This is a genomic window from Streptomyces sp. NPDC001292 (genome assembly GCF_042896465.1).
GTDB lineage: Bacteria > Actinomycetota > Actinomycetes > Streptomycetales > Streptomycetaceae > Streptomyces.
On record NZ_JBIAXG010000030.1, the window covers coordinates 94,416 to 119,900 of the forward strand.

The 25,485-nt window shown below is 71.3% G+C and carries 19 protein-coding genes and 2 pseudogenes; 15 read left to right on the forward strand and 6 right to left on the reverse strand.

The genetic code is table 11. The features are described 5' to 3' along the window. The first annotated feature begins 33 nt into the window (after positions 1-33). On the forward strand, positions 34-723 hold the full coding sequence (locus ACFY4A_RS27920) for a DUF4190 domain-containing protein (protein WP_390832092.1): 690 nt from the start codon (positions 34-36) through the stop codon (positions 721-723). 33 nt (positions 724-756) lie between these two features. Here ACFY4A_RS27920 and ACFY4A_RS27925 read toward each other — a convergent pair whose 3' ends face one another. Beyond that, entirely contained in the window at positions 757-1,326 is a 570-nt protein-coding gene (locus ACFY4A_RS27925) for an NADAR family protein (RefSeq protein WP_390832093.1), read from the reverse strand. Between the two features lie 212 nt (positions 1,327-1,538). Here ACFY4A_RS27925 and ACFY4A_RS27930 point away from each other — a divergent pair, with 212 nt between their 5' ends. From ACFY4A_RS27930 to ACFY4A_RS27960, 7 genes and pseudogenes are all read left to right on the forward strand, one after another. Further along, on the forward strand, positions 1,539-3,074 hold the full coding sequence (locus ACFY4A_RS27930) for a gamma-aminobutyraldehyde dehydrogenase (protein WP_390832094.1): 1,536 nt from the start codon (positions 1,539-1,541) through the stop codon (positions 3,072-3,074). A 50-nt stretch (positions 3,075-3,124) separates the two neighbouring features. After that, the gene (locus ACFY4A_RS27935; RefSeq protein WP_390832095.1) at positions 3,125-4,372 is read left to right on the forward strand and encodes a spermidine/putrescine ABC transporter substrate-binding protein; all 1,248 of its coding nucleotides are present in this window, start codon (positions 3,125-3,127) and stop codon (positions 4,370-4,372) included. Further along, positions 4,369-5,532, forward strand: coding sequence for an ABC transporter ATP-binding protein (locus ACFY4A_RS27940; protein WP_390832096.1), 1,164 nt, complete (start codon positions 4,369-4,371; stop codon positions 5,530-5,532). Before ACFY4A_RS27935 ends, ACFY4A_RS27940 begins: the two co-directional genes overlap by 4 nt. Then, positions 5,532-6,455, forward strand: coding sequence for an ABC transporter permease (locus ACFY4A_RS27945; protein ID WP_390832097.1), 924 nt, complete (start codon positions 5,532-5,534; stop codon positions 6,453-6,455). Before ACFY4A_RS27940 ends, ACFY4A_RS27945 begins: the two co-directional genes overlap by 1 nt. After that, positions 6,456-7,256: an ABC transporter permease gene (locus ACFY4A_RS27950; protein WP_390832098.1), complete on the forward strand. Its 801-nt coding sequence runs from the start codon at positions 6,456-6,458 to the stop codon at positions 7,254-7,256. Positions 7,257-7,305: 49 nt separating this feature from the next. Further along, a complete protein-coding gene (locus tag ACFY4A_RS27955; RefSeq protein ID WP_390832099.1) occupies positions 7,306-8,733 on the forward strand; it encodes an NAD(P)/FAD-dependent oxidoreductase in 1,428 nt (475 codons plus the stop codon). Positions 8,734-9,066: 333 nt separating this feature from the next. Beyond that, a pseudogene (locus tag ACFY4A_RS27960) lies at positions 9,067-9,440 on the forward strand (hypothetical protein); the annotation flags it as partial. On the opposite strand, the gene ACFY4A_RS27965 reads toward ACFY4A_RS27960, so the two are convergent. Further along, entirely contained in the window at positions 9,364-10,092 is a 729-nt protein-coding gene (locus ACFY4A_RS27965; RefSeq protein WP_390832100.1) for a phosphatase PAP2 family protein, read from the reverse strand. The pseudogene ACFY4A_RS27960 and the gene ACFY4A_RS27965 overlap by 77 nt on opposite strands. A 385-nt stretch (positions 10,093-10,477) precedes the next feature. Continuing rightward, a complete protein-coding gene (gene gabT / locus ACFY4A_RS27970) occupies positions 10,478-11,812 on the reverse strand; it encodes a 4-aminobutyrate--2-oxoglutarate transaminase (protein WP_390832101.1) in 1,335 nt (444 codons plus the stop codon). Positions 11,813-12,092: 280 nt separating this feature from the next. Between gabT and ACFY4A_RS27975 the strand changes: the two genes are divergently transcribed. From ACFY4A_RS27975 to ACFY4A_RS27985, 3 genes are all read left to right on the forward strand, one after another. Continuing rightward, complete coding sequence (locus ACFY4A_RS27975) at positions 12,093-14,522, forward strand: ATP/GTP-binding protein (protein ID WP_390832102.1); 2,430 nt, start codon at positions 12,093-12,095, stop codon at positions 14,520-14,522. A gap of 178 nt (positions 14,523-14,700) precedes the next feature. Continuing rightward, positions 14,701-16,371: a PucR family transcriptional regulator gene (locus ACFY4A_RS27980; protein ID WP_390832103.1), complete on the forward strand. Its 1,671-nt coding sequence runs from the start codon at positions 14,701-14,703 to the stop codon at positions 16,369-16,371. A 150-nt stretch (positions 16,372-16,521) separates the two neighbouring features. Then, positions 16,522-17,967 carry an aldehyde dehydrogenase family protein gene (locus ACFY4A_RS27985; RefSeq protein ID WP_390832104.1) on the forward strand — a complete coding sequence of 482 codons (1,446 nt, stop codon included), beginning with the start codon at positions 16,522-16,524 and terminating at the stop codon, positions 17,965-17,967. 92 nt (positions 17,968-18,059) lie between these two features. On the opposite strand, the gene ACFY4A_RS27990 is transcribed toward ACFY4A_RS27985, so the two are convergent. The 3 genes and pseudogenes from ACFY4A_RS27990 to ACFY4A_RS28000 form a co-directional block, all read right to left on the reverse strand. Then, complete coding sequence (locus ACFY4A_RS27990; RefSeq protein ID WP_390832105.1) at positions 18,060-18,548, reverse strand: carbohydrate-binding protein; 489 nt, start codon at positions 18,546-18,548, stop codon at positions 18,060-18,062. A gap of 37 nt (positions 18,549-18,585) precedes the next feature. Next, entirely contained in the window at positions 18,586-18,756 is a 171-nt protein-coding gene (locus tag ACFY4A_RS27995) for a hypothetical protein (protein WP_390832106.1), read from the reverse strand. A 104-nt stretch (positions 18,757-18,860) separates the two neighbouring features. After that, a pseudogene (locus ACFY4A_RS28000) lies at positions 18,861-19,602 on the reverse strand (substrate-binding domain-containing protein); the annotation flags it as partial. Between the two features lie 204 nt (positions 19,603-19,806). On the opposite strand from ACFY4A_RS28000, the gene ACFY4A_RS28005 reads away from it, so the two are divergent. The 4 genes from ACFY4A_RS28005 to ispG all read left to right on the forward strand — a co-directional run. Next, entirely contained in the window at positions 19,807-21,747 is a 1,941-nt protein-coding gene (locus ACFY4A_RS28005) for an acyl-CoA dehydrogenase family protein (RefSeq protein ID WP_390832107.1), read from the forward strand. Between the two features lie 206 nt (positions 21,748-21,953). After that, positions 21,954-23,252 carry a 1-deoxy-D-xylulose-5-phosphate reductoisomerase gene (dxr, locus tag ACFY4A_RS28010; RefSeq protein WP_390832108.1) on the forward strand — a complete coding sequence of 433 codons (1,299 nt, stop codon included), beginning with the start codon at positions 21,954-21,956 and terminating at the stop codon, positions 23,250-23,252. 8 nt (positions 23,253-23,260) lie between these two features. Beyond that, positions 23,261-24,553: a M50 family metallopeptidase gene (locus ACFY4A_RS28015; protein ID WP_390832114.1), complete on the forward strand. Its 1,293-nt coding sequence runs from the start codon at positions 23,261-23,263 to the stop codon at positions 24,551-24,553. A gap of 171 nt (positions 24,554-24,724) precedes the next feature. After that, positions 24,725-25,485, forward strand: a 761-nt coding sequence (ispG, locus tag ACFY4A_RS28020) for a flavodoxin-dependent (E)-4-hydroxy-3-methylbut-2-enyl-diphosphate synthase (RefSeq protein ID WP_390832109.1), incomplete at its 3' end; no start/stop codon positions are given.

Below are 25,485 nucleotides of genomic sequence, written 5' to 3' on the forward strand. Positions count from 1 at the left end.
GGCGGGGCGATCGATCGAGGGGGAGACGACGAGATGACGGACGGAACGCAGGCCGGCGGGGGCGCGGGAGCCGAGGACCCGTGGGCGCCGCCCGGTAGCAGACCTTCTCTGGAGAAGAACCCGTCCGCCCCGGCGCAGTCCCCCGGGCCGGGCCAGCCGCCCGGCTTCACCCCGCCCTCCGTGCACGACGAGGCGACGATGACCTCGATGCCGGCGGCCGGCTTCCCGCCGCCCGGTTACGGTGCTGCCACCGCGGACTCCGCCGTGCCGCCGCCGCCCGTCGCTCCCACCGGTCCGGGCGTACCCACCGGTCCCGTCCCCGGCGGATACGGCTACCCCGCCTATCCGGGATCGGGCCAGGGCTGGCCCGGCATACCGATGCCCCCGCAGAACGGGATGGGCACCACCGCCATGGTGCTCGGCATCATGTCCTGCACCATGTTCTGCTTCTACGGCATCTTCGGGGTGGTGCTCGGCGTCCTCGCCGTGGTCTTCGGCATCAAGGGCCGCCGGAAGGCCGAACGCGGCGAGGCCAACAACCACGGCCAGGCCCAGGCCGGCCTGATCACGGGAATCATCGGTATCGTCCTCGGCTTCCTCATGATCGCCGTGCTGATCCTCGGCTTCTTCTTCGCCGGCAGCGTCGAGGACTCCTCGGACTCGTACGACGAGGACCTCGCCCATGCCTCCCTGTCGGCCGTGACCGTCCTGGCCGACCGCTGACACCGGGGCCGGCCCGCACTCCGCGCGGGCCGGTCACCGTATCCGCGTACCGGCCCGCAGCCTCTCGCGCGCCTCCATCAGCGCGAAGCCCAGCAGGTTCGGCCCCCGCCAGCGCTCCGGATCGGCCGCCGCCTCGTCGCCGGCGGCCAGTCCGATACCCCACACCCGGTCCACCGGGCTGGCCTCCACCAGTACGCGCTCGCCCGTGGCCAGCAGGAACTCGCGCAGCGCCGGGTGGGCGGCGAACTTGTGGACGCTGCCCGCCACCACGATCCGGAACCGCTCCCGCTCCCACACGTCCTCGTCGAAGCCGCGCACGAGCCGCCCCGCCTTCTTGGCCTCGGCCGGATGCCGCGCGGACAGCACCAGCCGCTCCGCCTCCGCGTCCCCGAACAGCCGCGCCTTGGCGGCCATCATCCAGTGCTCCGCCGTCGCGTACGGCACGGCGTCCACCGTGAACGGCGACGGCCACCACTGGCTCAGACAGCTCGGGCCGATGCGGCCGTCCGGGTGTGGCCGATGCCCCCAGAAGTGCAGGTAACGCACTCGCGTTCCCGCGCGGACTTCCCTGGTCAGAGCCTGCCAGGAGTCGATGTTCCCCATGCACGCGAGTGTGGCACGCACCACTGACACACCGTCCTGCCTTTTCCGTGCCCACTCGACATCTGGCTCGACAGATTCCGTCGCGTAATCAAAAGGCAACAACGGAATCACTTGTTGGGGACCCAGGGCTCTGTCAGGATCGGCACTCAAATCGAGCTGGAGCTACGCCACCCGCCCTCGGTGACCGAGGGGCTACGGCGGAGGAGAGCGACATGCACAACCCGGGCACCGCCACCCCGGACCGATTCCCGGCGCAGGACCGTTTCGCGGACGGCGCGCAGTACGTCGCCGGAAGGCTGACCAAGGGCACCTCGGGCCGCAGCCACGCGGTCGTCGACCCTGCCACCGGCGAGGAGGTCTACACCTACGAACTGGCCGGCCCCGAGGACGTCGACGCCGCGGTGGCCGCCGCGCGCGAGGCGTTCCCGGGCTGGGCGGGCGCCACGCCCGGCGACCGCTCGGACGCGCTGCACCGCTTCGCGGCCGTGCTCGCCGACCGGGCGGAGGACTTCGCCCGCGCCGAGTCCCTCCAGTGCGGCAAGCCACTGAAGCTGACCCGCGAGTTCGACGTGCCGGGCACGATCGACAACGCAGCCTTCTTCGCGGGCGCCGCCCGGCATCTTCAGGGCCAGTCGGCCGGCGAGTTCTCCGGCGACCACACGTCCTACGTCCGCCGCGAGCCCATCGGGGTCGTCGGCTCCATCGCGCCCTGGAACTACCCTCTCCAGATGGCCGCCTGGAAGATCCTCCCGGCCGTCGCCGCGGGCAACACCATCGTGCTCAAGCCCGCCGAGCTGACCCCGCTGACCTCGCTGATGTTCGCCCAGGCCGCCACCGACGCGGGCATCCCGGACGGTGTGATCAACATCGTCACCGGCACCGGCAAGGTGGCCGGCGAGCACCTGATCGGCCACCCGGACGTGGCCATGACGTCCTTCACCGGTTCCACCGCCGTCGGCAAGCGGGTGGCCGAGATCGCCACCGCGACCGTCAAGCGCCTGCACCTGGAGCTCGGCGGCAAGGCGCCGTTCGTGGTCTTCGACGACGCCGATCTGGAGGCCGCCGTCAACGGCGCGGTCGCGGGCGCGCTCATCAACACCGGGCAGGACTGCACGGCCGCCACGCGCGCGTACGTGCAGCGTCCCCTGTACGAGGAGTTCGTCGCGCGGACGGCCGCCCTGATGGAGACCGTGCGGCTGGGCGACCCGTTCGCCCCCGGCACCGACCTCGGCCCGCTGATCTCGCACGTCCAGCGCGACCGTGTCGCCGGCTTCGTCGACCGGGCGCGTGCCTACGCGCGCGTGGTCACCGGCGGCGAGGCTCCCCAGGACGAACTGAAGAACGGGGCGTACTACCGCCCCACCCTCGTCGCGGACGCGGCGCAGGACAGCGAGATCGTCCAGTCGGAGATCTTCGGTCCGGTACTGGTCGTACTGCCGTTCGACAGTGATGATGAGGGGATTCGGCTGGCCAACGACACCCCGTACGGTCTGGCGGCCTCGGCGTGGAGCCGGGACGTCTACCGGGCCAACCGCGCGACGCGGGAGATCAAGGCCGGGTGCGTGTGGGTCAACGACCACATTCCGATCATCAGCGAGATGCCGCACGGCGGTTACAAGCAGTCCGGCTTCGGCAAGGACATGTCCTCGTACTCGTTCGAGGAATACACGCAGATCAAGCACGTCATGTTCGACAACACGGCGGTGGCCCGCAAGGACTGGCACCGCACGATCTTCGGGGACCGATAGCCACGACCAGGCCTTGACCAGGCCCACCTTCCCGAAAGGGCACCACGCGCATGGAGCAGTACGAGCCCGACCGCCTCACCCCGGCCCAACTGGCCGCCGTGCGGCGCAGCTTCCGCAACGGCAGGGCCTCTTTCAGCCGCCGCTCGATGCTGCGCGCCTCAGCGGGCGGCGCGCTCGCGGTCGGGGGTCTCGGGGCGCTGAGCGCCTGCGGCATCCCCCCGGCCGGCCAGGCACAGGGTGGCGTCTCCGCGGAGGACCACTCGGCCAAGGAGAAGATCCTGAACTTCTCCAACTGGCCCGTGTACATCGACGTCGACGAGAGCGGCAAGAACCACCCCACGCTCGACGAGTTCACCCGGCAGACCGGCATCAAGGTCAAGTACACCGAGGACATCAACGACAACAACGAGTTCTTCGGCAAGGTCAAGCCGCAGCTCGCGGCAGGCCAGGACACCGGCCGGGACCTGATCATCGTCACCGACTGGCTGGCCGCGCGGCTGATCCGCCTGGGCTGGGTGCAGAAGCTGGACCCGGCGAACCTGCCGCACGCCTTCGCCAACCTGTCCGAGCAGTTCCGCAGCCCGGACTGGGACCCGGGGCGCGCCTACTCCTACCCGTGGCAGGGTGTCTCGACCGTCGTCGCCTACAACAAGAAGGCGCTCGACGGCATCGAGGTCAAGTCGGTCTCCGATCTGCTGGACAACCCCAAGCTCAAGGGCCGGGTCTCGTTCCTGTCCGAGATGCGCGACAGCATCGGCATGACCCTGCTCGACATGGGCAAGGACCCGGCGAAGTTCACCGACGACGACTACGACGCGGCGATCGCCCGCCTCCAGAAGGCCGTCGACAAGGGGCAGATCCGCCGCTTCACGGGCAACGACTACACCTCCGACCTCACCAAGGGCGACATCGCCGCCTGCGTCGCCTGGGGCGGTGACATCGTCCAGCTCCAGACGGACAGTCCCGACGTCGACTACGTCGTCCCGGACGCCGGCTGGGTGACGGCCACGGACAACCTGCTGGTCCCCAACAAGGCCCGTCACAAGGCCAACGCCGAACAGCTGATCAACTTCTACTACCAGCCGAGGCAGGCCGCCCAGCTCTCCGCCTACGTCGCCTTCATCAGCCCCGTCGAGGGAGCGCGGGAGGAACTGGCCAAGATCGACAAGTCGGCGGCGGAGAACCCGCTGATCATCCCCACCAAGGACATGGTGGCCAAGTCCCATTCCTTCCGCGCCCTGAGCGACAAGGAAGAGGCGGCCTACGAAGCGAAGTTCGCGAAGCTCACAGGGGCGTGACGACAATGATGACGAAAGACAACAGCGGCGACGTCCGCCTCTCGCAGATCGGCAAGCGCTACGGCGGCTTCACCGCGGTGCATCCGCTGGACCTGACCGTGCCGCAGGGGTCCTTCTTCGCCCTGCTCGGTGCCTCCGGCTGCGGCAAGACCACCACCCTGCGCATGATCGCGGGCCTGGAGGAGCCCACGCAGGGCACCGTCCACCTCGGCGACCAGGACGTGACGCACCTGCCGCCGTACAAGCGCCCCGTGAACACGGTCTTCCAGTCCTACGCCCTCTTCCCGCACCTCGACATCTTCGAGAACGTCGCCTTCGGTCTGCGCCGGCGCGGCATCAAGTCGGTGAAGAAGCAGGTCGAGGAGATGCTGGACCTGGTGCAACTGGGCGAGCAGGCCCGCAAGAAGCCGCACCAGCTCTCCGGCGGCCAGCAGCAGCGCGTCGCGGTCGCCCGCGCGCTGATCAACCACCCCAAGGTGCTCCTGCTGGACGAGCCGCTCGGCGCCCTGGACCTGAAGCTGCGCCGCCAGATGCAGCTGGAGCTCAAGCGCATCCAGACAGAGGTCGGCATCACCTTCATCCACGTCACGCACGACCAGGAGGAGGCCATGACCATGGCCGACACGGTCGCCGTGATGAACGGCGGCCGGGTGGAGCAGCTCGGCTCGCCCACCGACCTCTACGAGAACCCGCAGACCACGTTCGTCGCGAACTTCCTCGGCACCTCCAACCTGATAGAGGCCGAGGTCGACGACAGGAGCGGCGAGGAGATCGTCCTGAAGGCGGGCGGCGGCAAGCTCACCCTGCCCCAGGCGCGCTGTTCCGCCCCGGCGACGACCGGCGGCAAGGTGCTCGTCGGCGTCCGACCGGAGAAGATATCGCTCACCCACGCCGACGACGCGGGCGAGATCCCCGACGGCCGCAACCGCATCACCGGCAGGATCGCCGAGTCGAGCTTCATCGGCGTCTCCACGCAGTACGTGATCGACAGCCCCGTCTGCTCCGACTTCGAGGTCTACGCCCAGAACATCGACCGCGACGCCCGCCTGGTGCCCGGCGCCGAGGTCGTCCTGCACTGGAACCCGGCCCACACCTTCGGCCTGGACGCCGCGCAGGACATCGACGCGGGCGTCGAGAGTGTCGAGGAGGACGCAGCCTGATGGCCGCCGTCACCGAGGCGCCCTCGCCGCCCGCCGCCCAGCAGACGAGACCGCCACGCAGGCGGGGCCGCTTCACGCCGTACTGGCTGCTGCTCCCCGGCATCCTCTGGCTGGTGGTCTTCTTCGCGCTGCCGATGATCTACCAGGCCTCCACGTCCGTGCAGACGGGCTCCCTGGAGCAGGGCTACAAGGTCACCTGGCACTTCGCGACCTACTGGGACGCGCTGTCCCAGCACTGGCCGCAGTTCGTCCGCTCGGTCCTGTACGCGGCCTCCGCGACGATCCTGTGCCTGCTGCTCGGCTACCCGCTGGCGTACCTCATTGCCTTCCGCGCGGGCCGCTGGCGGAACCTGATCATGATCCTGGTGATCGCGCCGTTCTTCACCAGCTTCCTGATCCGGACCCTGGCCTGGAAGACGATCCTCGCCGACGGCGGCCCGGTCGTGGGCGCCCTCAACACGCTGCACGTCCTGGACGTCACCAACTGGCTCGGCTGGACCGCCGGCGACCGGGTGCTCGCCACCCCGATGGCGGTGGTGTGCGGTCTGACGTACAACTTCCTGCCGTTCATGATCCTGCCGCTGTACACCTCGCTGGAGCGCATCGACCCGCGGCTGCACGAGGCGGCGGGCGACCTGTACGCCAAGCCGTTCACCACCTTCCGCAAGGTCACCTTCCCGCTGTCGATGCCGGGCGTGGTCTCCGGCACGCTGCTGACCTTCATCCCGGCGGCCGGCGACTACGTCAACGCGGACCTGCTCGGCTCCACCGACACCCGCATGGTCGGCAACGTCATCCAGACGCAGTTCCTGCGGATCCTGGACTATCCGACGGCCGCGGCCCTGTCCTTCATCCTCATGGCCGCGATCCTCGCCATGATCACCATCTACATCCGCAAGTCCGGCACGGAGGATCTGGTTTAAATGGCCTTCGTCAACTGGCTCAAGCGCCACCTCGTCGTCATCGCCGGACTGCTGACGCTCGGATACCTGCTCCTGCCGAACGTCATCGTCACGGTCTTCTCCTTCAACAAGCCGAAGGGCCGCTTCAACTACCAGTGGCAGGCGTTCTCCACGGACGCCTGGAAGGACCCGTGCGGTGTCGCCGACATGTGCGGATCGCTGGCGATCAGCCTCCAGATCGCCGTCTGGGCCACGATCGGCGCCACCGTCCTCGGCACGATGATCGCCTTCGCGCTGGTCCGCTACCGGTTCCGCGCGCGGGGCACCGTGAGCTCGCTGATCTTCCTGCCGATGGCGATGCCCGAGGTGGTCATGGCGGCCTCGCTGCTCACCCTGTTCCTCAACATGGGCGCGCAGCTCGGCTTCTGGACCATCCTGATCTCGCACATCATGTTCTGCCTCAGCTTCGTCGTCGTCGCCGTCAAGGCGCGCGTGATGTCGATGGACCCGAGGCTGGAGCAGGCCGCGCAGGACCTGTACGCCGGACCGGTCCAGACCTTCCTCCGGGTCACCCTGCCGATCGCGGCCCCCGGAATCGCCGCGGGCGCGATGCTCGCCTTCGCGCTGTCGTTCGACGACTTCATCATCACGAACTTCAACGCGGGCTCGACCGTGACCTTCCCGATGTTCGTCTGGGGCTCGGCGCAGCGCGGCACACCCGTCCAGATCAACGTCATCGGTACGGCCATGTTCGTCATAGCCGTACTGTTCGTCCTGGTCTCCATGGCCGTCAGCAACCGGCGTACCAGGCAGAAGGCATAACGCCCGCCCCACCGGAACAACGCAATTGACTCTGTAGGGAGTTGAAATCATGGCCCCTGGTGCCATGAGCCGTGAGCACGACTGGACCACATCCCTCTCCGAGGCCCAGCCGGTCCCTTACTGGCTGGACGACCCCGGCAGGCCCCGCCCGGAGCCGGCGCTGACCGGAGCCGAGACCTGCGACCTGCTGGTGGTCGGAGGTGGTTACAGCGGACTGTGGACCGCGCTGATCGCCAAGGAGCGCGACCCCGCCACGGACGTGGTGCTGGTGGAGGGCCGCGAGGTGGGCTGGGCCGCCTCCGGTCGCAACGGCGGCTTCTGCGCCGCCTCCCTGACGCACGGTCTGGCCAACGGCCTCACCCGCTGGCCGGAGGAGATCCACAAGCTGGAGGAGCTGGGCGCCCGCAACCTCGACGCCATCGAGGAGACGGTCGCCCGCCACTCCATCGACTGCGAGTTCGAGCGCACCGGCGAACTCGACGTCGCCACCGAGCCGTACCAGGCCCGGGAACTGAAGGACTGGTACGCGGAGATCCAGCAGCACGGTCTGGCCGAGGGCGTCGAGTTCCTCGACCGGGACGCGGTGCGCGAGCAGGTCGCCTCACCGACCTTCGAGGCCGGCCTGTGGGACCGCCGGGGCGTCGCCATGGTCCACCCGGCCAAGCTCGCCTGGGGCCTGAAGCAGGCGTGCGTGCGCCTCGGCGTGCGCGTCTACGAGCGCACCCCCGCCCTGACGCTGAAGGCGTACGGCGCCGGAATGGCCGTACGCACGCCCTACGGCCGGATCAGGGCCCGCCGGGTCGCGCTCGGCACCAACGTCTTCCCCAACCTGGTCAAGCGGGTGCGCTCGTACACCGTCCCGGTCTACGACTACGCCCTGATGACCGAGCCGCTCAGCGCCGAGCAGATGGCGTCGATCGGCTGGAAGAACCGGCAGGGCCTCGGGGACTCGGCGAACCAGTTCCACTACTTCCGGCTGTCGGCCGACAACCGCATCCTCTGGGGCGGTTACGACGCGATCTACCCGTACGGCGGCAGGGTGCGCGCGGAGTACGACGACCGCCCCGAGACCTACGCCAAGCTCGCCGGGCATTTCTTCACCTGCTTCCCGCAACTGGAGGGCGTCCGCTTCACCCACGCCTGGGGCGGGGCGATCGACACCTGCTCGCGCTTCTCGGCGTTCTTCGGCACCGCCCACCAGGGGAAGGTCGCCTACGCGGCCGGCTACACGGGCCTCGGCGTGGGCGCGACCCGCTTCGGCGCCGAGGTGATGCTCGACCTGCTGGCCGGGCAGCGCACCGAGCGCACCGAGCTGGAGTTGGTCCGCAAGAAGCCGCTGCCCTTCCCGCCCGAGCCGTTCGCCTGGACCGGTATCGCACTCACCAAGTGGTCACTGGCCCGCGCCGACGAGCACGGCGGCCGGCGCAACCTGTGGCTGCGGACGATGGACCGCCTGGGCCTGGGCTTCGACAGCTGACACCCGAGACTGAGACGAGACCTCCCTCTCCTTCACGACGCTTCACGCGTCCACGAGAGAGGGAGGTCTCCTCCTGCCGGCTGACGCCACAGGTCTTGACGAACCGAATTGGTCCGGATCCTTCGGCGCGCTTCACCCTCCCCAAGCCCCCATGCCCGGAGGCAGTTGTGGATCGCGACAGACAGAGACCAGCCGGAGCGGCCAAGCGCCGACTGCTCGCCGCGCTGACGGCCACCTTCCTCGCCCTGCCCGGCGTCACCGCGCTCACGACGACCGCCCGAGCGGCCGACGCGGACGTTCTGCGCAACGGCGGCTTCGAGGCGGGCCTCGAGCAACTCCCGGGCGATCGCCCTGCTGCCCGCGGGCAAGGCGTGGACGTCCTGATCCTGCCCGGGACACTCGGCCACCCGACGCTCGACGTCCTGACCCGGGTCCTCGACCGACCGGGGCCGGTATTGGCCGACTTCGGAGACGAACGGATGGGCTTCTTCGTACCGTCGGGCACCGCGGCCCGCCGGCTCGTCACCGGTATCCGCGGCGCCGGGCTCGGCACCTGGATCGTCGTGCCGTACCCCGGGCGGACCACCGGCAGGTTGCGCCGGCCGGTCGCACCGGACGGCTCGGGCACTCTCACCGATCCGGCCCTGCTGGAGCCGGCGATGCACGAGGCGGCCGCGGCCCTGGCCCTGGAGGAGGAAGGACGCTGATCAGCAGCCACAGTGCGGCGAGCAGCACCGCGCTCAGGCACCAACTGGCCACGACATCCAGTGGCCAGTGGTAGCCGCGGCGCACCAGCCCGAAGGAGGCACCGGACATGAGCACGGCGAACAACGCGACGACGGTCCGGCGGGCGGCGGCCGTGCGCAGCCAGGGCAGAAGCACGAGCGTCGCGGCGCCGTAGGCCACGGCGGCGGTGGCCGCGTGCCCCGACGGGAAGTAGCCGGTACCGGGCGGCATGACCGTGGTGCCGGGGCGGGCCGTCCAGGCCTTCAGAGGCACGACGAGCGCCGGCACCAGAGCCATCGGCACGGCTGCCGCGAGGGGCGCGAGCCACCAGCGGTCCGCGCCGGCGGCGCGGCCCCGCCAGGCCACTTGGATCAGGACGGCCAGGAGCACGGGTACCGCGATCTGCACCTGGCCCAGATCGGCGAGCAGTTCGGAGAGGCGGTCCGGGTGCAGCAGGGCGTGACCGACCTCCCGGTCCGCGTCCAGCAGTGGGCCGCCCGCCACCACCTGCCAGGTGATCAGTGCGAGCAGGACGGCCGGGACGGCGAGGAGGAACACCACGAACACCACGGTGGACAGCTTCGCAGGTACGGCGAGCGGGCCCGGAGCCGTGCCGGTGGGTCCGGGGCTCATGCCGGTCGGTCCCGGACGCACCGAAGGGCCGGCGCAAGGGGGGATGTGCGCCGGCCCGACGGGGACGGTCGTCCCATCTGTCTGCGACCGTCCGGACCGGAACGCCGCGCGCCCCGGGGGGTCTGGGGCGGGCGACTGTCCGATCATTGAGGAGAACCGGAACCCGAGGGCTCCGGGTGTGTGCGCGAGGCACGACCAGGTCGAAGCTGGGGAGGCTACGGCCTGAAGCCGCCCACAGTCCCCTGTGGGCGGGTGTATCTCTCATCCGGGAAGAACTTACGGCAGCCGGTGGGCGGGGGACAGCGGGAACGGCGTCCCGCCATCCACCTCGCACACCTTCTTCACACGTCTGCCGTCGGCTGCGTCAGGCGTACATATCCGCCGCTCAGATGCGCGCGAACGCCTGCTCGATGATGTCGAGGCCCTCGCCCAGGAGGTCCTCGCCGATGACGAGCGGGGGCAGGAAGCGCAGCACGTTGCCGTAGGTGCCGCAGCTCAGGACCAGCAGGCCCTCGGCGTGGCAGGCCTTGGCGAGCGCGGCCGTCGCCTCCGGGTTCGGCTCCTTGGTGTCACGGTCCTTGACCAGCTCGATGGCGATCATCGCGCCGCGGCCCCGGACGTCGCCGATGATGTCGAACTTGTCCTGCATCGCGGTGAGGCGGGCCTTCATGATCTCCTCGATCCGCTTCGCCTTGGCGTTGAGGTCGAGTTCCTTCATGGTCTCGATCGCGCCGAGCGCACCCGCGCAGGCCACCGGGTTGCCGCCGTAGGTGCCGCCGAGGCCGCCCGCGTGCGCGGCGTCCATGATCTCGGCGCGGCCGGTGACGGCGGCCAGCGGCAGACCGCCGGCGATGCCCTTGGCGGTGGTGATCAGGTCCGGGACGATGCCCTCGTCCTCGCAGGCGAACCACTGGCCGGTGCGGCAGAAGCCGGCCTGGATCTCGTCGGCGACGAACACGATGCCGTTGTCGGCGGCGAACTTGCGGATCGCCGGCAGGAAGCCCTTGGCCGGCTCGATGAAGCCACCCTCGCCGAGCACCGGCTCGATGATGATCGCGGCCACGTTGTCCGCGCCGACCTGCTTGGTGATCTGGTCGATGGCCTGCTCGGCGGCCTCGGGGCCGGCGTTCTCCGGGCCGGTCGGCCAGCGGTAGCCGTAGGCCACCGGCACCCGGTAGACCTCGGGCGCGAAGGGGCCGAAGCCGTGCTTGTACGGCATGTTCTTCGCCGTCAGCGCCATGGTGAGGTTGGTGCGGCCGTGGTAGCCGTGGTCGAAGACGACGACGGCCTGGCGCTTGGTGTACGCGCGGGCGATCTTGACCGCGTTCTCGACAGCCTCGGCGCCCGAGTTGAACAGCGCGGACTTCTTGGCGTGGTCACCCGGCGTGAGCTCGGCCAGCGCCTCGGCGACGGCCACGTAGCCCTCGTACGGCGTGACCATGAAACACGTGTGGGTGAAGTCGGCGAGCTGCGCGGAGGCACGGCGTACGACGGCCTCGGCGGAGGCGCCGACCGAGGTCACCGCGATGCCGGAGCCGAAGTCGATGAGGCGGTTGCCGTCGACGTCCTCGATGATGCCGCCGCCGGCACGCGTGACGAAGACCGGCAGCGTGGAGCCCACGCCCTGCGCGACCACTGCGGTCCGGCGGGCCTGCAGCTCCTGCGACTTCGGGCCGGGGATGGCGGTGACGACGCGGCGCTCCTGCTCAAGTGCGGTCATGGGGGCTCCCTGATGAGATCTTGCGTACGGCGGCGTTTTTCGGACGCTTTTCCTTCTTTTCTCGCAGGCTAGGACGGCGGGCGGAGGGTGGGCATGCTCCATGTGGGCGTTGTCGGCGCCCGCGGTTGTCCGCGGTGGACATAGGAGGGGCGCGGGCCGGAAGACGCGGGCGCCGACGCCATGACCTGCCACGTGCCGCGCAATCGGTGAACTCCCCTTGCGCGGGCGTTAGATTGGCTCGCTGATGGTGGACGGAACGGCTGGTCAGGGGGCAACGGCGATGGACGACGGGACGCAGGACGCCCGGGGTACGCACGCGAACCCCGTGCCACGCCCGGCGGTGCCTCGGGACGCTCCCGCGACGCCACCCCGGCCGAGCAGACCCCCGGCCGCGCCCGGCGCCCACGAGCAGCATCCCCGAGAGGGGCTCGCGTACGGGCAGCTCCCCGACCGGCGGCCCGGCGTCGCCGAGTGGCTCGACACCCCCCGCCCGGCCGCCGCGCCCGGCATCTGGCGCTTCGGGCACCGCCCGCCCAAGGCGGCCAGGACGCCGGACCGGCTGCCGTCGATCACGATCGTCGGGCTGCTGATCCCGCTGGTCGTGGCGCTGCTGGTGTGGTCGCTGTGGCGGCAGGGCGCGCTGCCGTACCAGTGGGCGCCGCTGAAGCTGTTCACCCCGGGCGACTGGTGGTGGGGCGGCACCGTGTCCCCCAAGGGGATGCAGGGCCGCGAGGCCATGGTGGCCTACGACGGCGTGTTCTTCGCCGTGCTCGTCTACGCCGTCGGACGGCTGGGCAGCTGGCCCGACGTCGTACGGCACTTCGTGGGCCGCCGCCCGCAGCCCGCGCGCGCCCTGTTCGCCGCCGCCGGCGCCCTGATCGCGCTCAGCCTGGTCTTCCCCGGCGCCTTCCCGGGCGTCGGCTGGGACCCCCTGCCGGTCGTCGACCCCGTGTTCTCCCTGATCGTCCTCGTCTCGGGCGGCTACGGCCTGTTCGCCTCCCAGCTGTTCACCGACGCGCTGTACGCGCTCATCACCCTGCTGGTCGTGTGGCCGTTCGCCCGGGTCGGCGGCTGGTGGGCGTACGCCCGGGAGCTCGCCGCGCGCCGCCGGGCGGCCGCGGACCCCGCCGCCCCGCCCGTGGCGGACCTGCCGCGCTCGCAGTGGCCCGGGCTGCGCCATGCCGGGCAGTACCAGGCTGCCGACCTGCTGGCCGGCGAAGTGGCCGCCGGCCGGATGAACGACGTGGACTGCGCCCGGGTCGAGCGGGCCTGGGAGGCGGCCCGGCGGGAGGCACGCCCGGCCGCCTTCACCGACACCGTGCTGCGGCAGGGCGCCGCCGCCTGGACCCACCCCTCCGGGGCGCGCGACCTGCCGGGCCGCACCGTGCGCCACGACCTGCTGGAAGGGCAGGTGCGCATCGGACGGTGGGCGGGGGAGCGGACTCCGCGCGACTACGAGGGGGCAGGGGCCGCCCTCGGCACGGAGACACTCGGCACCTCGCTGCTCCTGGTGGGTCCGCCCGGCTCGGGGAAGACCCGGCACGTCACCGGGCCGGTCACCGAGGCGCTCACACTCCAGGCGCTGACCGGGGGGTGCGCGGTCGTCGCCGTCTGCGCCGCCGGGACCCCGCTCGGCCCGGACTCCGCATACGACGTGGTGGTCCGGATCGGCGACCCCGCCTCCGTCCACGACCTCGATCCGTACGCCGGTTCCGACGACCCCGACGAGGCCGCCGCCTTCCTCGCCGAGGCCCTGGTCGGCGACCTCGACACCGTCGGCGGGCGGAGCGCCGCCACCGCGCTCGCCCAGCTGCTCGGCCCCTACCGGGCGGTGCACGGGCACTTCCCGCCGCTGCCGGCGCTGCGCGAACTGCTGGAGGGCGATCCGGGCGCGCTGGCGTCCCTGCGGGCGGCGCTGTCGGCGGACGAGCACGCCGTGATGCGGCGCGAACTCGACGCCCGGATGCGGCAGGCCCGCTCTGCGGCCGACGCCGGAGCGGCCCTCGCGGACCGGCTCGCGCTCCTGGACCGGCCGGTCTTCGCCGAGTTCTTCGGCGCGGCGGGGCCCGGCGGCCGGCCCTTCTCGCTGCGCGCGATCGCCCACCATCCGCTGCGGGTCCGCGTCGACCTGCCCGAACGCGGGCACGAGGAGGCGTCCCGGCTGATCACCCGGCTGGTCCTGGCCCAGTTCCACACGGTCGTACGGGACACCCGACGCCCCCACTTCGCCTGTCTGGTCCTCGACGACGCCACCGGGGCCGTCACCGCCGAGTCGGTGCGCCGGGTCCAGGGGCTGCGCTCCCAGAACGCCGGCGTCGTCCTCGCGCTCCGCTCGGTCGCCGATGTGCCCGAGGCGCTGCACGGCCCGCTGCTGGGGGCCGTCGGCTGCCGTATGGCGCTCGCCGGCGTCACCACCTGGGACGGCAGCCGGTTCGCGCAGGCCTGGGGGACCGAATGGGTGGAGACCAAGGAGGTGGCCGAGCACACCGTGTTCGCCCACCAGCCGATGACCCGTGCCATCCACGCCCTGCGCAAGCTGGTGACCGGACGGGCCGTGACCACGGACGCCGTGACGACCCGGCAGGTGGAGCGGGAGCGCTGGTCCGCCTCCCAGCTGGCCCACGAGGTACCGCCCGGACACGCCGTGCTGTCGCTGACCGGCGTCCGGGGCGAGCACGCGCCGCCGCTGCTGGTGGACCTGCGGGGCTGAACGGAGCGGGAGGCGGACGCGGCGGGGTATGCACGGTCGTAACGCGTTGACCGTACGGTGAGGCAGAATCGGCATAGGCCGTTCATACGTGACGTCCAAAAGATCACAAGGATCATCCGATCTCCATAAAGCCTCCGCAAGAACCTCCGCCGAAGAACCTCCGAGACCAGAAGGCCTCATGCCCCCGACGCTCGCCTCGCTCGTCCACCACTCCGCGCTCAAGCTGACCGTGCGCGCGGGCGGGGACCGCCTGGACGTACCCGTCCGCTGGGCCCACGTCAGCGAGCTCGCCGACCCCGTGCCGTACATGGAGGGCGGGGAGCTCCTGCTGATCACCGCGCTCAAGCTGGACGCGGAGGATCCCGACGCCATGCGCCGCTATGTGAAGCGGCTGGCCAAGGCCGGGGTCGTCGGGCTCGGCTTCGCCGTCGGGGTCAACTACGACGACATCCCCGCGGCGCTCGTCGGCGCCGCCGAGGAGGAGGGACTGCCGCTGCTCGAGGTGCCCCGCCGCACGCCGTTCCTCGCCATCAGCAAGGCGGTCTCGGCGGCCATCGCGGCCGACCAGTACCGGGCGGTCACGGCCGGCTTCGCCGCCCAGCGGGAACTGACCAAACAGGCACTGAACGCCGGACCGGAGGGACTGCTCGCCGCGCTCGCGGCCCAGGTGGACGGCTGGACCGCGCTCTACGACGCCTCGGGCGCCGTCGTCGCCGCGGCACCCGAATGGGCCACACGCCGCGCCGAACGGCTCACGGCGGACATCGAACGGCTGCGCGACCGGTCGGTCCCCGCATCGGCCGTGGTCGGCGGACCCGAGACCGAGGACCGCGTCGAACTGCACTCCATCGGCACGGGACGCCGCCCGCGCGCCGCGCTCGCCGTCGGCACGGCCGCCACCCTCGGCACCGCCGAGCGGTACGCCGTCCACTCCGCCGTGGCCCTGCTGACGCTCACCACGGAACGCTCACGCTCGCTGCACGCCGCCGAGCAGCGGATCGGCGCCGCCGTGCTGCGCATGCTGCTCGCCGGGCAGCCCGACCACGCCCGCGCGGTGGCCGGCGACCTGTACGGCGGACTGCTGGACGCCCCCTTCCGCATGATCGTCGCCGAGTCCGCCTCGGCGTCCGCCGCGCGGGCGCACGCCGGTGCCCACACGCGCGTGCAACCCGCAGCACCCTCCCCGGCCGCCGTACTGGCCGCCGCCGGCCCCGGCGCCGACCCGCTCGCCGCGCTGGCCGAGGTCGTGGAGGCGGCCGCCGCCCGGTCGGGGGAGGCGGTGCTGGTGGTGCCCGACGGGGAGCGCCTGGTGGTGCTGGCCGCCGACGCGGGCGCGGCCGTGGCGGTGTGCGGCCAGTACGCGGCGGCGCTGGAGGCGGCGCGGGCCGAGACCGTGCGCGAGCAGTCCGGTGGCGCGGAGGAGGACGAACTGGTCGTCGGGCTGTCCGGGCCGGCCGGGCCCATCGCGGCAGCCGCCGCGTACAAGCAGGCCGAACAGGCGCTGTCGGTGGCGCGGCGGCGCGGACGGGTGCTCGTCGAGCACGAACAACTCGCCTCCGGATCGGTGCTGCCGCTGCTGGCGGACGACGCGGTCAGGGCGTTCGCGGACGGGCTGCTGCGCGCGCTGTACGAGCACGACGCGACCGGACGCGGCGACCTGGTGGCCTCGCTGCGGGCCTGGCTGTCACGGCACGGCCAGTGGGACGCGGCCGCCGCCGACCTCGGCGTCCACCGGCACACGCTGCGGTACCGGATGCGCAGGGTCGAGGAGATCCTCGGCCGCTCCCTGGACGACCCGGACGTGCGGATGGAGCTGTGGCTGGCGCTGAAGGCCACGTCCACTGAGTAGGGATCCCACTGGACACTGCTCCTACGCCAATCCGGCGCACCCCGCCCCCGCACTGCTACGACTCGGACAAACGACCCCGGGCCGCCCTCGCCCTACCGTGGACGGCGAAAGCCAAGTACACCTCCTACGCGGAAGGGCCGGGACTCCTTGATGACTTCCACCCACGCCTTCTGGCTCGCCGGCCGCCAGGTCACCGGCGAGGACACCTTCGACGTCACCAACCCGTGGGACGGGCGGCTGGTCGGCAAGGTCGGCGTGCCGACCGACGCCCAGGTCGAGGAGGCCGTGGCCGCCGCGTACGCCGTGCGGGACGAGTTCGCCGCCACCCCGGCGCACGTGCGGGCCGCCGCCCTCGACCACGTCAGCAAGCGGCTGACCGAGCGCACCGAGGAGATCGCGCAGCTCATCTCCGCCGAGAACGGCAAGCCGATCAAGTGGGCGCGCGGTGAGGTCGGCCGTGCCGTGTCCGTGTTCCGGTTCGCCGCGGAGGAGGCCCGCCGGTTCAACGGCGGCGACGCCCAGCGCCTGGACACCGACGCCGGCGGCCAGGGCCGCCTCGCCTTCACCCGTCGCTTCCCCAAGGGCGTCGTCCTCGGCATCGCGCCGTTCAACTTCCCGCTGAACCTGTGCGCCCACAAGGTCGCCCCGGCCATCGCCGCCGGCGCGCCGATCATCCTCAAGCCCGCCCCGGCCACCCCGCTGTCCGGCCTGATCCTCGGCGAGCTGCTGGCCGAGACCGACCTGCCGGCCGGCTCCTGGTCGATCCTCCCGGTCGCCAACGACAAGATGCCTGCCCTCGTCCAGGACGAGCGCCTGCCGGTCATCTCCTTCACCGGTTCCGAGAAGGTCGGCTACGCGATCATGGACTCGGTGCCGCGCAAGCACTGCACCCTGGAGCTCGGCGGCAACGGCGCGGCCGTCGTCCTCGCCGACTACGCAAGCGACGAGGACCTGGACTGGGCCGCGAGCCGCATCGCGACCTTCTCCAACTACCAGGGCGGCCAGTCCTGCATCTCCGTGCAGCGCGTGATCGCCGACGCGTCGGTCTACGAGCGCCTGCTGCCGCGCATCGTCGCCGCCGTCGAGGCCCAGGTCACCGGTGACCCCTCCGACCCGAAGACCGACGTCGGCCCGCTGGTCAGCGAGGACGCCGCCAAGCGCGTGGAGTCCTGGGTGCAGGAGGCCGTCGAGGCCGGCGCCACCCTGCACACCGGCGGCAAGCGCGACGGCGCCTCGTACGCCCCGACCGTCCTCACCGACGTGCCCTCCGAGGTGACGATCTCCTGCGAGGAGGTCTTCGGCCCGGTCCTGACCGTGCAGCGGGTGGACGGCGAGGCCGAGGCCTTCGCCGCCGTCAACGACTCCAAGTACGGCCTCCAGGCAGGCGTGTTCACCCACGACCTCCAGACCGCCTTCCGCGCCCACCGCGCCCTGGAGGTCGGCGGCGTGGTCGTCGGCGACGTCCCCTCCTACCGCGCCGACCAGATGCCGTACGGCGGTGTCAAGCAGTCCGGCGTGGGCCGCGAGGGCGTCAAGTTCGCGATGGACGACTACACCTACGAGCGCGTCCTGGTCCTGACCGGCCTCGCCCTGTAGGGCCCCGTCCGGACAGCCGACGACGGCCGGAGCCCGCTGTGCGGGGGCTCCGGCCGTCGTCGTGGTCTGGTTGGGGGGTGCGGGCGGAGTTCTCAACGCGTGAGGTCGACCCGCGCGAGGCGCAGGGGGCCGTGCAGCCCGAGGCGCAGGTCGTGTACGCCGGCGGCGGTGGCCGGGGCGGTGAGCATGGTGTAGTCGTACGGGCCCGACGTGGGGGTGTCCCGGGTGACGACGGCGAGTACCGGGCCGCCGTCCAGGGACAGTTCGACCGTGCCCTCGTCCGCCACCTCCACCCTCACCCGTGTTACACCAGTGCCGAAGTCGCAGTCGACGTGGAGAAGTTCGCCCGGCCTGCCGGGGGAGGATGTCACCGCGTCGCCCGTCGTCCTCGTCCGGTCGACGACCCCGATGCCCGACTGCTCGTCGAAGCCGAGGGCGTTCAGACCGTGTTCCAGGACCGGGTGCGGTGTGCCGGGCTCGCCGACGAGGGTCAGGATGGTGCGGAGCCGGAGGTCCTCGCTGGAGGCGCCGACGAGGAGGTCGTACGGGCCCGGCTCCAGGCGCCGGCGGCCCTGGGACACCTCCCAGACTCCAGTGCGAAAAGGGGGACTTCGAAGGTCAGGTCCGCACCCGGACCGCGTCCGGCCCCCACGGCTCGATGCGTACGGTCTCCTGGCGGTCGCTCCACTCCAGCACGCCGTCCCGGTCGCGGAACGTGCCGACCGTGGGGGAGGACTGGGCGAGGCCGACCGGGCCGTGCGGGGCCTGGGTCCCGGCATGCTGGTTCACGAGTGCTCCTTGAAGGCGTGCGGACGGGTCAGCCCTGCGAGAAGGCGTGAGAAGGCGTGGGGGCGCCCTGAGCGGGCCGGGGCCCGAGACGTGGCGGACCGGTGTCAGGAGCCGGAGGGGACCGGCCCCGAACTCGCCCGGACCGTCAACTCGGGCGCGATGAGCACCACTTCGTCCGTGCCGCGCCCGTCGAGCTTGGCCACCAGACGCGCGACCGCGTGCCGACCCATCTCCTGGGCGGGGATGCCCACGGAGGTCAGGCGCACCGAGGCCTGGACGGCGACCTGGTCCGGGCAGATCGCGACCACCGACATGTCCTCGGGGACCGCCCGGCCCTGCTGGCGCAGCAGGGCGAGGAGGGGTTCGACGGCGGACTCGTTCTGCACGACGAAGCCGGTGGTGCCCGGGCGCTCGTCGAGGATCCGGGCCAGGGTCACCGCCATCGCGTCGTACCCGCCCTCGCACGGGCGGTGCAGCAGTCCCAGGCCCAGCTCGCGGGCCCGGGAACGCAGGCCGTCGAGGGTGCGTTCGGCGAAGCCGGTAGGTGTGCCGTTCGTAGACCGCGGGCGCCTCGCCGATGACGGCGATGTCACGGTGCCCGAGCAGCGCCAGATGCTCCACGCACAGCGCGCCCGTCGCACCCCAGTCCAGGTCCACGCAGGTCAGCCCCGTGGTGTTGGCGGGCAGACCGATCAGGACGGATGGCTGGTCGTCCCCCACTCTCGACTTCGCTCGAGCGGGGGCGCCCCCACCGCGCAGCAGCGGCAGCCGTTCGTCGTCCAGCTCGACGTCCATCAGGATCATGGCGTCGGCGAGCCCGCTGCCGGTGACCCGGCGCACGGCGTCGGCGCATCCGAACGGAGTACAACAAGTGGTCGTCACTCCCCGCACACATGATGCTGGGTGGCATCAGACCGAAACAGACGGTGGACTGCGAGCGTCCGTGCGCGTGGGGTGGTGGGTCCGCCCGGTATCGGGTACATACGATCCAGTAGCACCGGTCGGTAACGTACTGGCCCCACCATCCCTATTCGCGGCGAGGTGAGCCTCATGTCCGCACCAACGTCCAACAAGCCCACCGTGACCGAGCGCGAGGCCCGACAGGTGGCGGAGGCCGCCCGGGAGCAGGACTGGCGCAGGCCCAGCTTCGCCAAGGAGCTGTTCCTCGGCCGCTTCCGGCTCGACCTCATCCATCCGCACCCGCTGCCCGCCGCCGACGACGTCCAGCGCGGCGAGGAGTTCCTGGCCAAGCTGCGCGACTTCTGCGAGACGAAGATCGACTCGGCCCGCATCGAGCGCGACGCGCGGATCCCGGACGAGGTCATCACCGGGCTCAAGGAGCTCGGCGCGCTCGGCATGAAGATCGACACCAAGTACGGCGGCCTCGGTCTGACCCAGGTCTACTACAACAAGGCCCTCGCCCTGGCCGGCTCCGCAAGCCCCGCGATCGGCGCGCTGCTCTCCGCGCATCAGTCGATCGGCGTACCGCAGCCGCTGAAACTCTTCGGCACCCAGGAGCAGAAGGACACCTTCCTGCCGCGCTGCGCCCGCACCGACATCTCCGCCTTCCTGCTGACCGAGCCGGACGTCGGCTCCGACCCGGCACGCCTGGCGACCACGGCGGTCCCGGACGGCGACGACTACGTCCTCGACGGAGTCAAGCTGTGGACGACCAACGGGGTCGTCGCCGACCTCCTCGTCGTCATGGCGCGCGTGCCGAAGTCGGCGGGCCACCGCGGTGGCATCACCGCCTTCGTCGTCGAGGCCGCCTCCGAGGGCATCACGGTGGAGAACCGCAACGCCTTCATGGGCCTGCGCGGCATCGAGAACGGCGTCACCCGCTTCCACCGGGTCCGGGTCCCGGCCGCCCACCGCATCGGCGCGGAGGGCCAGGGCCTGAAGATCGCCCTGACCACCCTGAACACCGGCCGCCTGTCCCTGCCGGCGATGTGCGCGGGCGCGGGCAAGTGGTGCCTGAAGATCGCCCGCGAGTGGTCCGCGGCCCGCGAGCAGTGGGGCAAGCCGGTCGCGCTGCACGAGGCGGTCGGCTCGAAGATCTCCTTCATCGCGGCCACCACCTTCGCGCTGGAGGCGGTGCTCGACCTGTCGTCCCAGACGGCCGACGAGAACCGCAACGACATCCGCATCGAGGCCGCCCTCGCCAAGCTCTACGGCTCCGAGATGGCCTGGCGGATGGCCGACGAACTGGTCCAGATCCGCGGCGGCCGCGGCTTCGAGACGGCCGCGTCCCTCGCCGCCCGCGGGGAACGCGCGGTCCCCGCCGAGCAGATGCTGCGCGACCTGCGCATCAACCGCATCTTCGAGGGCTCCACCGAGATCATGCACCTGCTGATCGCGCGCGAGGCGGTCGACGCCCACCTCTCGGTCGCCGGCGACCTCATCGACCCGGACAAGACCCTGTCGGACAAGGCGAGGGCGGGCGCGAACGCGGGCGTCTTCTACGCCAAGTGGCTGCCCAAGCTGGTCGCCGGCCCGGGCCAGCTCCCGCGCTCGTACGCCGAGTTCCACCCGCCCGGCCACGTCGACCTGTCCGGCCACCTGCGCTACGTCGAACGCCACGCCCGCAAGCTCGCCCGCTCCACCTTCTACGCCATGTCCCGCTGGCAGGGCCGGATGGAGACCAAGCAGGGCTTCCTCGGCAGGGTCGTCGACATCGGCGCCGAACTGTTCGCGATGAGCGCGGCCTGCGTCCGCGCCGAGCTCCTGCGCACCCAGGGCGACCACGGCCGCGAGGCGTACCAGCTCGCCGACGCCTTCTGCCGGCAGTCCCGCATCCGCGTCGCCGAACTCTTCGACCGTCTGTGGACCAACACCGACGACATCGACCGCAAGGTCGTCAAGGGCGTCCTCGGCGGCGCCTACACCTGGCTGGAGGAAGGGATCATCGACCCGTCGGACGACGGCCCCTGGATCGCGGCGGCGGACCCCGGCCCGAGCGAGCGGGAGAACGTGCACCGGCCGATCAGGTGACGGCCGCCGGCGGCCGTGACACGCGGTACGGCCGTCTGTCGGCGACATCCACCGGCCGCCCGGCGGCATCGGCCACCGGGCGGCCGACCGCGTCCGCCTGCGGGGGCGCGCCGTGCCGCATCGGCGGTGCGGCGACCGGCGACTCGCTCCCCCCGTCGGAGGGACGCGCTGTCCGTTCGGGGAGCGTCTGCCGCCACAATGGGGGGATGAGCGACAGTCCAGCCCCTCTCGCCGACCCGCACCTCGTCTTCGACCCCGTCGCCGGGGACGGCCCCAAGGACGTGGTGGTTCTCGGGTCCACCGGGTCCATCGGCACCCAGGCCATCGACCTCGTACTGCGCAACCCTGACCGCTTCCGGGTCACCGGGCTCTCCGCCAACGGCGGACGGGTCGGTCTCCTCGCCGAGCAGGCGTACCGGCTGCGGGTGCGGACCGTCGCCGTGGCCCGCGAGGACGTCGTACCGGCCCTGCGCGAGGCGCTCGCCGCGCAGTACGGGACGTCCGAGCCGCTCCCCGAGATCCTCGCCGGACCGGAGGCGGCCACGCACCTCGCCGCCTCCGACTGCCACACCGTCCTCAACGGCATCACCGGCTCCATCGGCCTCGCCCCGACCCTCGCCGCCCTGGAGGCGGGCCGCACCCTCGCGCTCGCCAACAAGGAGTCACTCATCGTCGGCGGCCCGCTGGTCAAGGCGCTCGCCAAGGCCGGTCAGATCATCCCGGTGGACTCCGAGCACGCCGCCCTCTTCCAGGCGCTCGCGGCGGGGACGCGGGCCGATGTGCGCAAGCTCGTCGTCACCGCCTCCGGCGGCCCCTTCCGCGGCCGGACCAAGGCCGAGCTCGCCGACGTCACCGTCGAGGATGCCCTCGCCCACCCCACCTGGGCGATGGGCCCGGTGATCACGGTCAACTCCGCCACCCTGGTCAACAAGGGGCTGGAGGTCATCGAGGCACACCTGCTGTACGACATTCCCTTCGAACGCATCGAGGTCGTCGTGCATCCGCAGTCGTATGTCCACTCGATGGTCGAGTTCACCGACGGATCCACCCTCGCCCAGGCGACGCCCCCGGACATGCGCGGGCCCATCGCCATCGGCCTGGGCTGGCCCGAACGCGTTCCCGACGCCGCGCCCGCCTTCGACTGGAGCAAGGCGTCGACCTGGGAGTTCTTCCCGCTGGACACCGAGGCCTTCCCCTCCGTGGGGCTCGCCCGGCACGTGGGCCGGCTCGCCGGCACCGCCCCGGCCGTGTTCAACGCGGCCAACGAGGAGTGCGTCGACGCGTTCCTGCGCGGCACACTGCCCTTCAACGGGATCATGGAGACCGTGACACGAGTGGTCGAGGAGCACGGCACTCCCCCACTCTCGACATCGCTCGAGCGGGGGGAACCCCGTCGCACGGGAACTACGCTGACTGTGCCGGACGTCCTCGAAGCGGAGACCTGGGCCCGCGCCAGGGCCCGGGAACTGACGGCGCAGACGGCGACAGCGGAGGCGCGTGCATGACGTCCTTGATGATGATCCTCGGCATAATCGTCTTCGTGGTGGGCCTGCTGGTCTCGATCGCGTGGCACGAGCTGGGGCATCTGTCCACCGCCAAGCTCTTCGGCATCCGCGTGCCGCAGTACATGGTGGGATTCGGCCCGACGCTCTGGTCCCGCAGGAAAGGCGAGACGGAGTACGGCATCAAGGCCATCCCGTTCGGCGGCTACATCCGCATGATCGGCATGTTCCCGCCGGGCGACGACGGCCGGATCGCCGCGCGCTCCACCTCGCCCTGGCGCGGCATGATCGAGGACGCACGCTCGGCGGCCTTCGAGGAGCTCGGCCCCGGTGACGAGAAGCGCCTGTTCTACACACGTGCCCCCTGGAAGCGGGTCATCGTGATGTTCGCGGGCCCCTTCATGAACCTGATCCTCGCGGTCGCGCTGTTCCTGACCGTGCTCATGGGCTTCGGCATCTCGCAGCAGACGACGACCGTCAGCTCGGTCTCCCAGTGCGTCATCGCGCAGAGCGAGAACCGCGACAGCTGCAAGAAGACCGACGCCCCGGCCCCGGCCGCGGCCGCGGGTCTGAAGGCAGGCGACAAGATCGTCTCCTTCAACGGGGCGAAGACCGACAACTGGAACCAGCTGTCCGACCTGATCCGCGCCAACCCCGGCAAGGAGGTGTCGATCGTCGTCGACCGCAAGGGCCAGGACGTCACCCTGCACGCGAAGATCGCCACCAACCAGGTCGCCAAGAAGGACTCCCGCGGCCAGATCGTGCAGGGGCAGTACGTCAGCGCCGGCTTCCTCGGCTTCAGCGCCGCCACCGGCATCGTCCGCCAGGACTTCGGCCAGTCCGTTACCTGGATGGGCGACCGGCTCGGCGAGGCCGTCCACTCCATCGCGGGCCTGCCCGGCAAGGTGCCGGCCCTGTGGAACGCGGCCTTCGACGGCGCTCCCCGCCAGCCCGACTCCCCGATGGGCGTGGTCGGCGCGGCCCGCGTCGGCGGCGAGATCTTCACTCTGGACATCCCGCCCACCCAGCAACTGGCCATGGCCCTGATGCTGGTCGCCGGCTTCAACCTCTCCCTGTTCCTGTTCAACATGCTCCCGCTGCTCCCGCTGGACGGCGGGCACATCGCGGGGGCGTTGTGGGAGTCGCTGCGGCGGAATCTGGCGAGGGCGCTGCGTCGGCCGGACCCGGGTCCGTTCGACGTGGCGAAGCTGATGCCGGTGGCCTACGTGGTGGCGGGCGTCTTCGTCTGCTTCACCGTCCTGGTCCTGATCGCGGACGTGGTGAACCCCGTCAAAATCTCCTAGCGGACCCCTGACGACGGCGGCCGGACGGATCTCCCGTCCGGCCGCCTTCCAATGAGTGGGTTTTGCCGGGTGGGATGTGCTGGGGCACCTGGACGTGCCGTAATCTCGATGCCTGGAGCCCGCCGCTGAACGAGGCCGGACCTTGATCCACGACTTGGGGTTGCACAGCAGATGACTGCGATTTCTCTCGGCATGCCGTCCGTTCCGACCAAGCTCGCCGAGCGCCGCAAGAGCCGGCAGATCCAGGTCGGGTCCGTGGCGGTGGGCGGGGACGCGCCGGTGTCGGTGCAGTCGATGACGACGACGCGTACGTCGGACGTCGGCTCGACGTTGCAGCAGATCGCGGAGCTGACGGCGTCGGGCTGCCAGATCGTGCGGGTGGCGTGTCCGACGCAGGACGACGCGGACGCGCTGGCGACGATCGCGCGCAAGTCGCAGATCCCGGTGATCGCGGACATCCACTTCCAGCCGAAGTACGTCTTCGCGGCGATCGAGGCGGGCTGTGCGGCGGTGCGGGTGAACCCGGGCAACATCAAGCAGTTCGACGACAAGGTCAGGGAGATCGCGAAGGCGGCCAAGGACCACGGCACGCCGATCCGCATCGGTGTGAACGCCGGTTCCCTGGACCGGCGGCTGCTTCAGAAGTACGGCAAGGCGACTCCGGAGGCGCTGGTGGAGTCGGCGCTGTGGGAGGCGTCCCTTTTCGAGGAGCACGACTTCCGGGACATCAAGATCTCGGTCAAGCACAACGACCCGGTCGTGATGATCGAGGCCTACCGGCAGCTCGCCGAGCAGTGCGACTACCCCCTCCACCTCGGCGTGACCGAGGCCGGCCCTGCCTTCCAGGGCACGATCAAGTCGGCGGTGGCGTTCGGCGCGCTGCTCTCCCAGGGCATCGGCGACACCATCCGCGTGTCGCTGTCCGCGCCGCC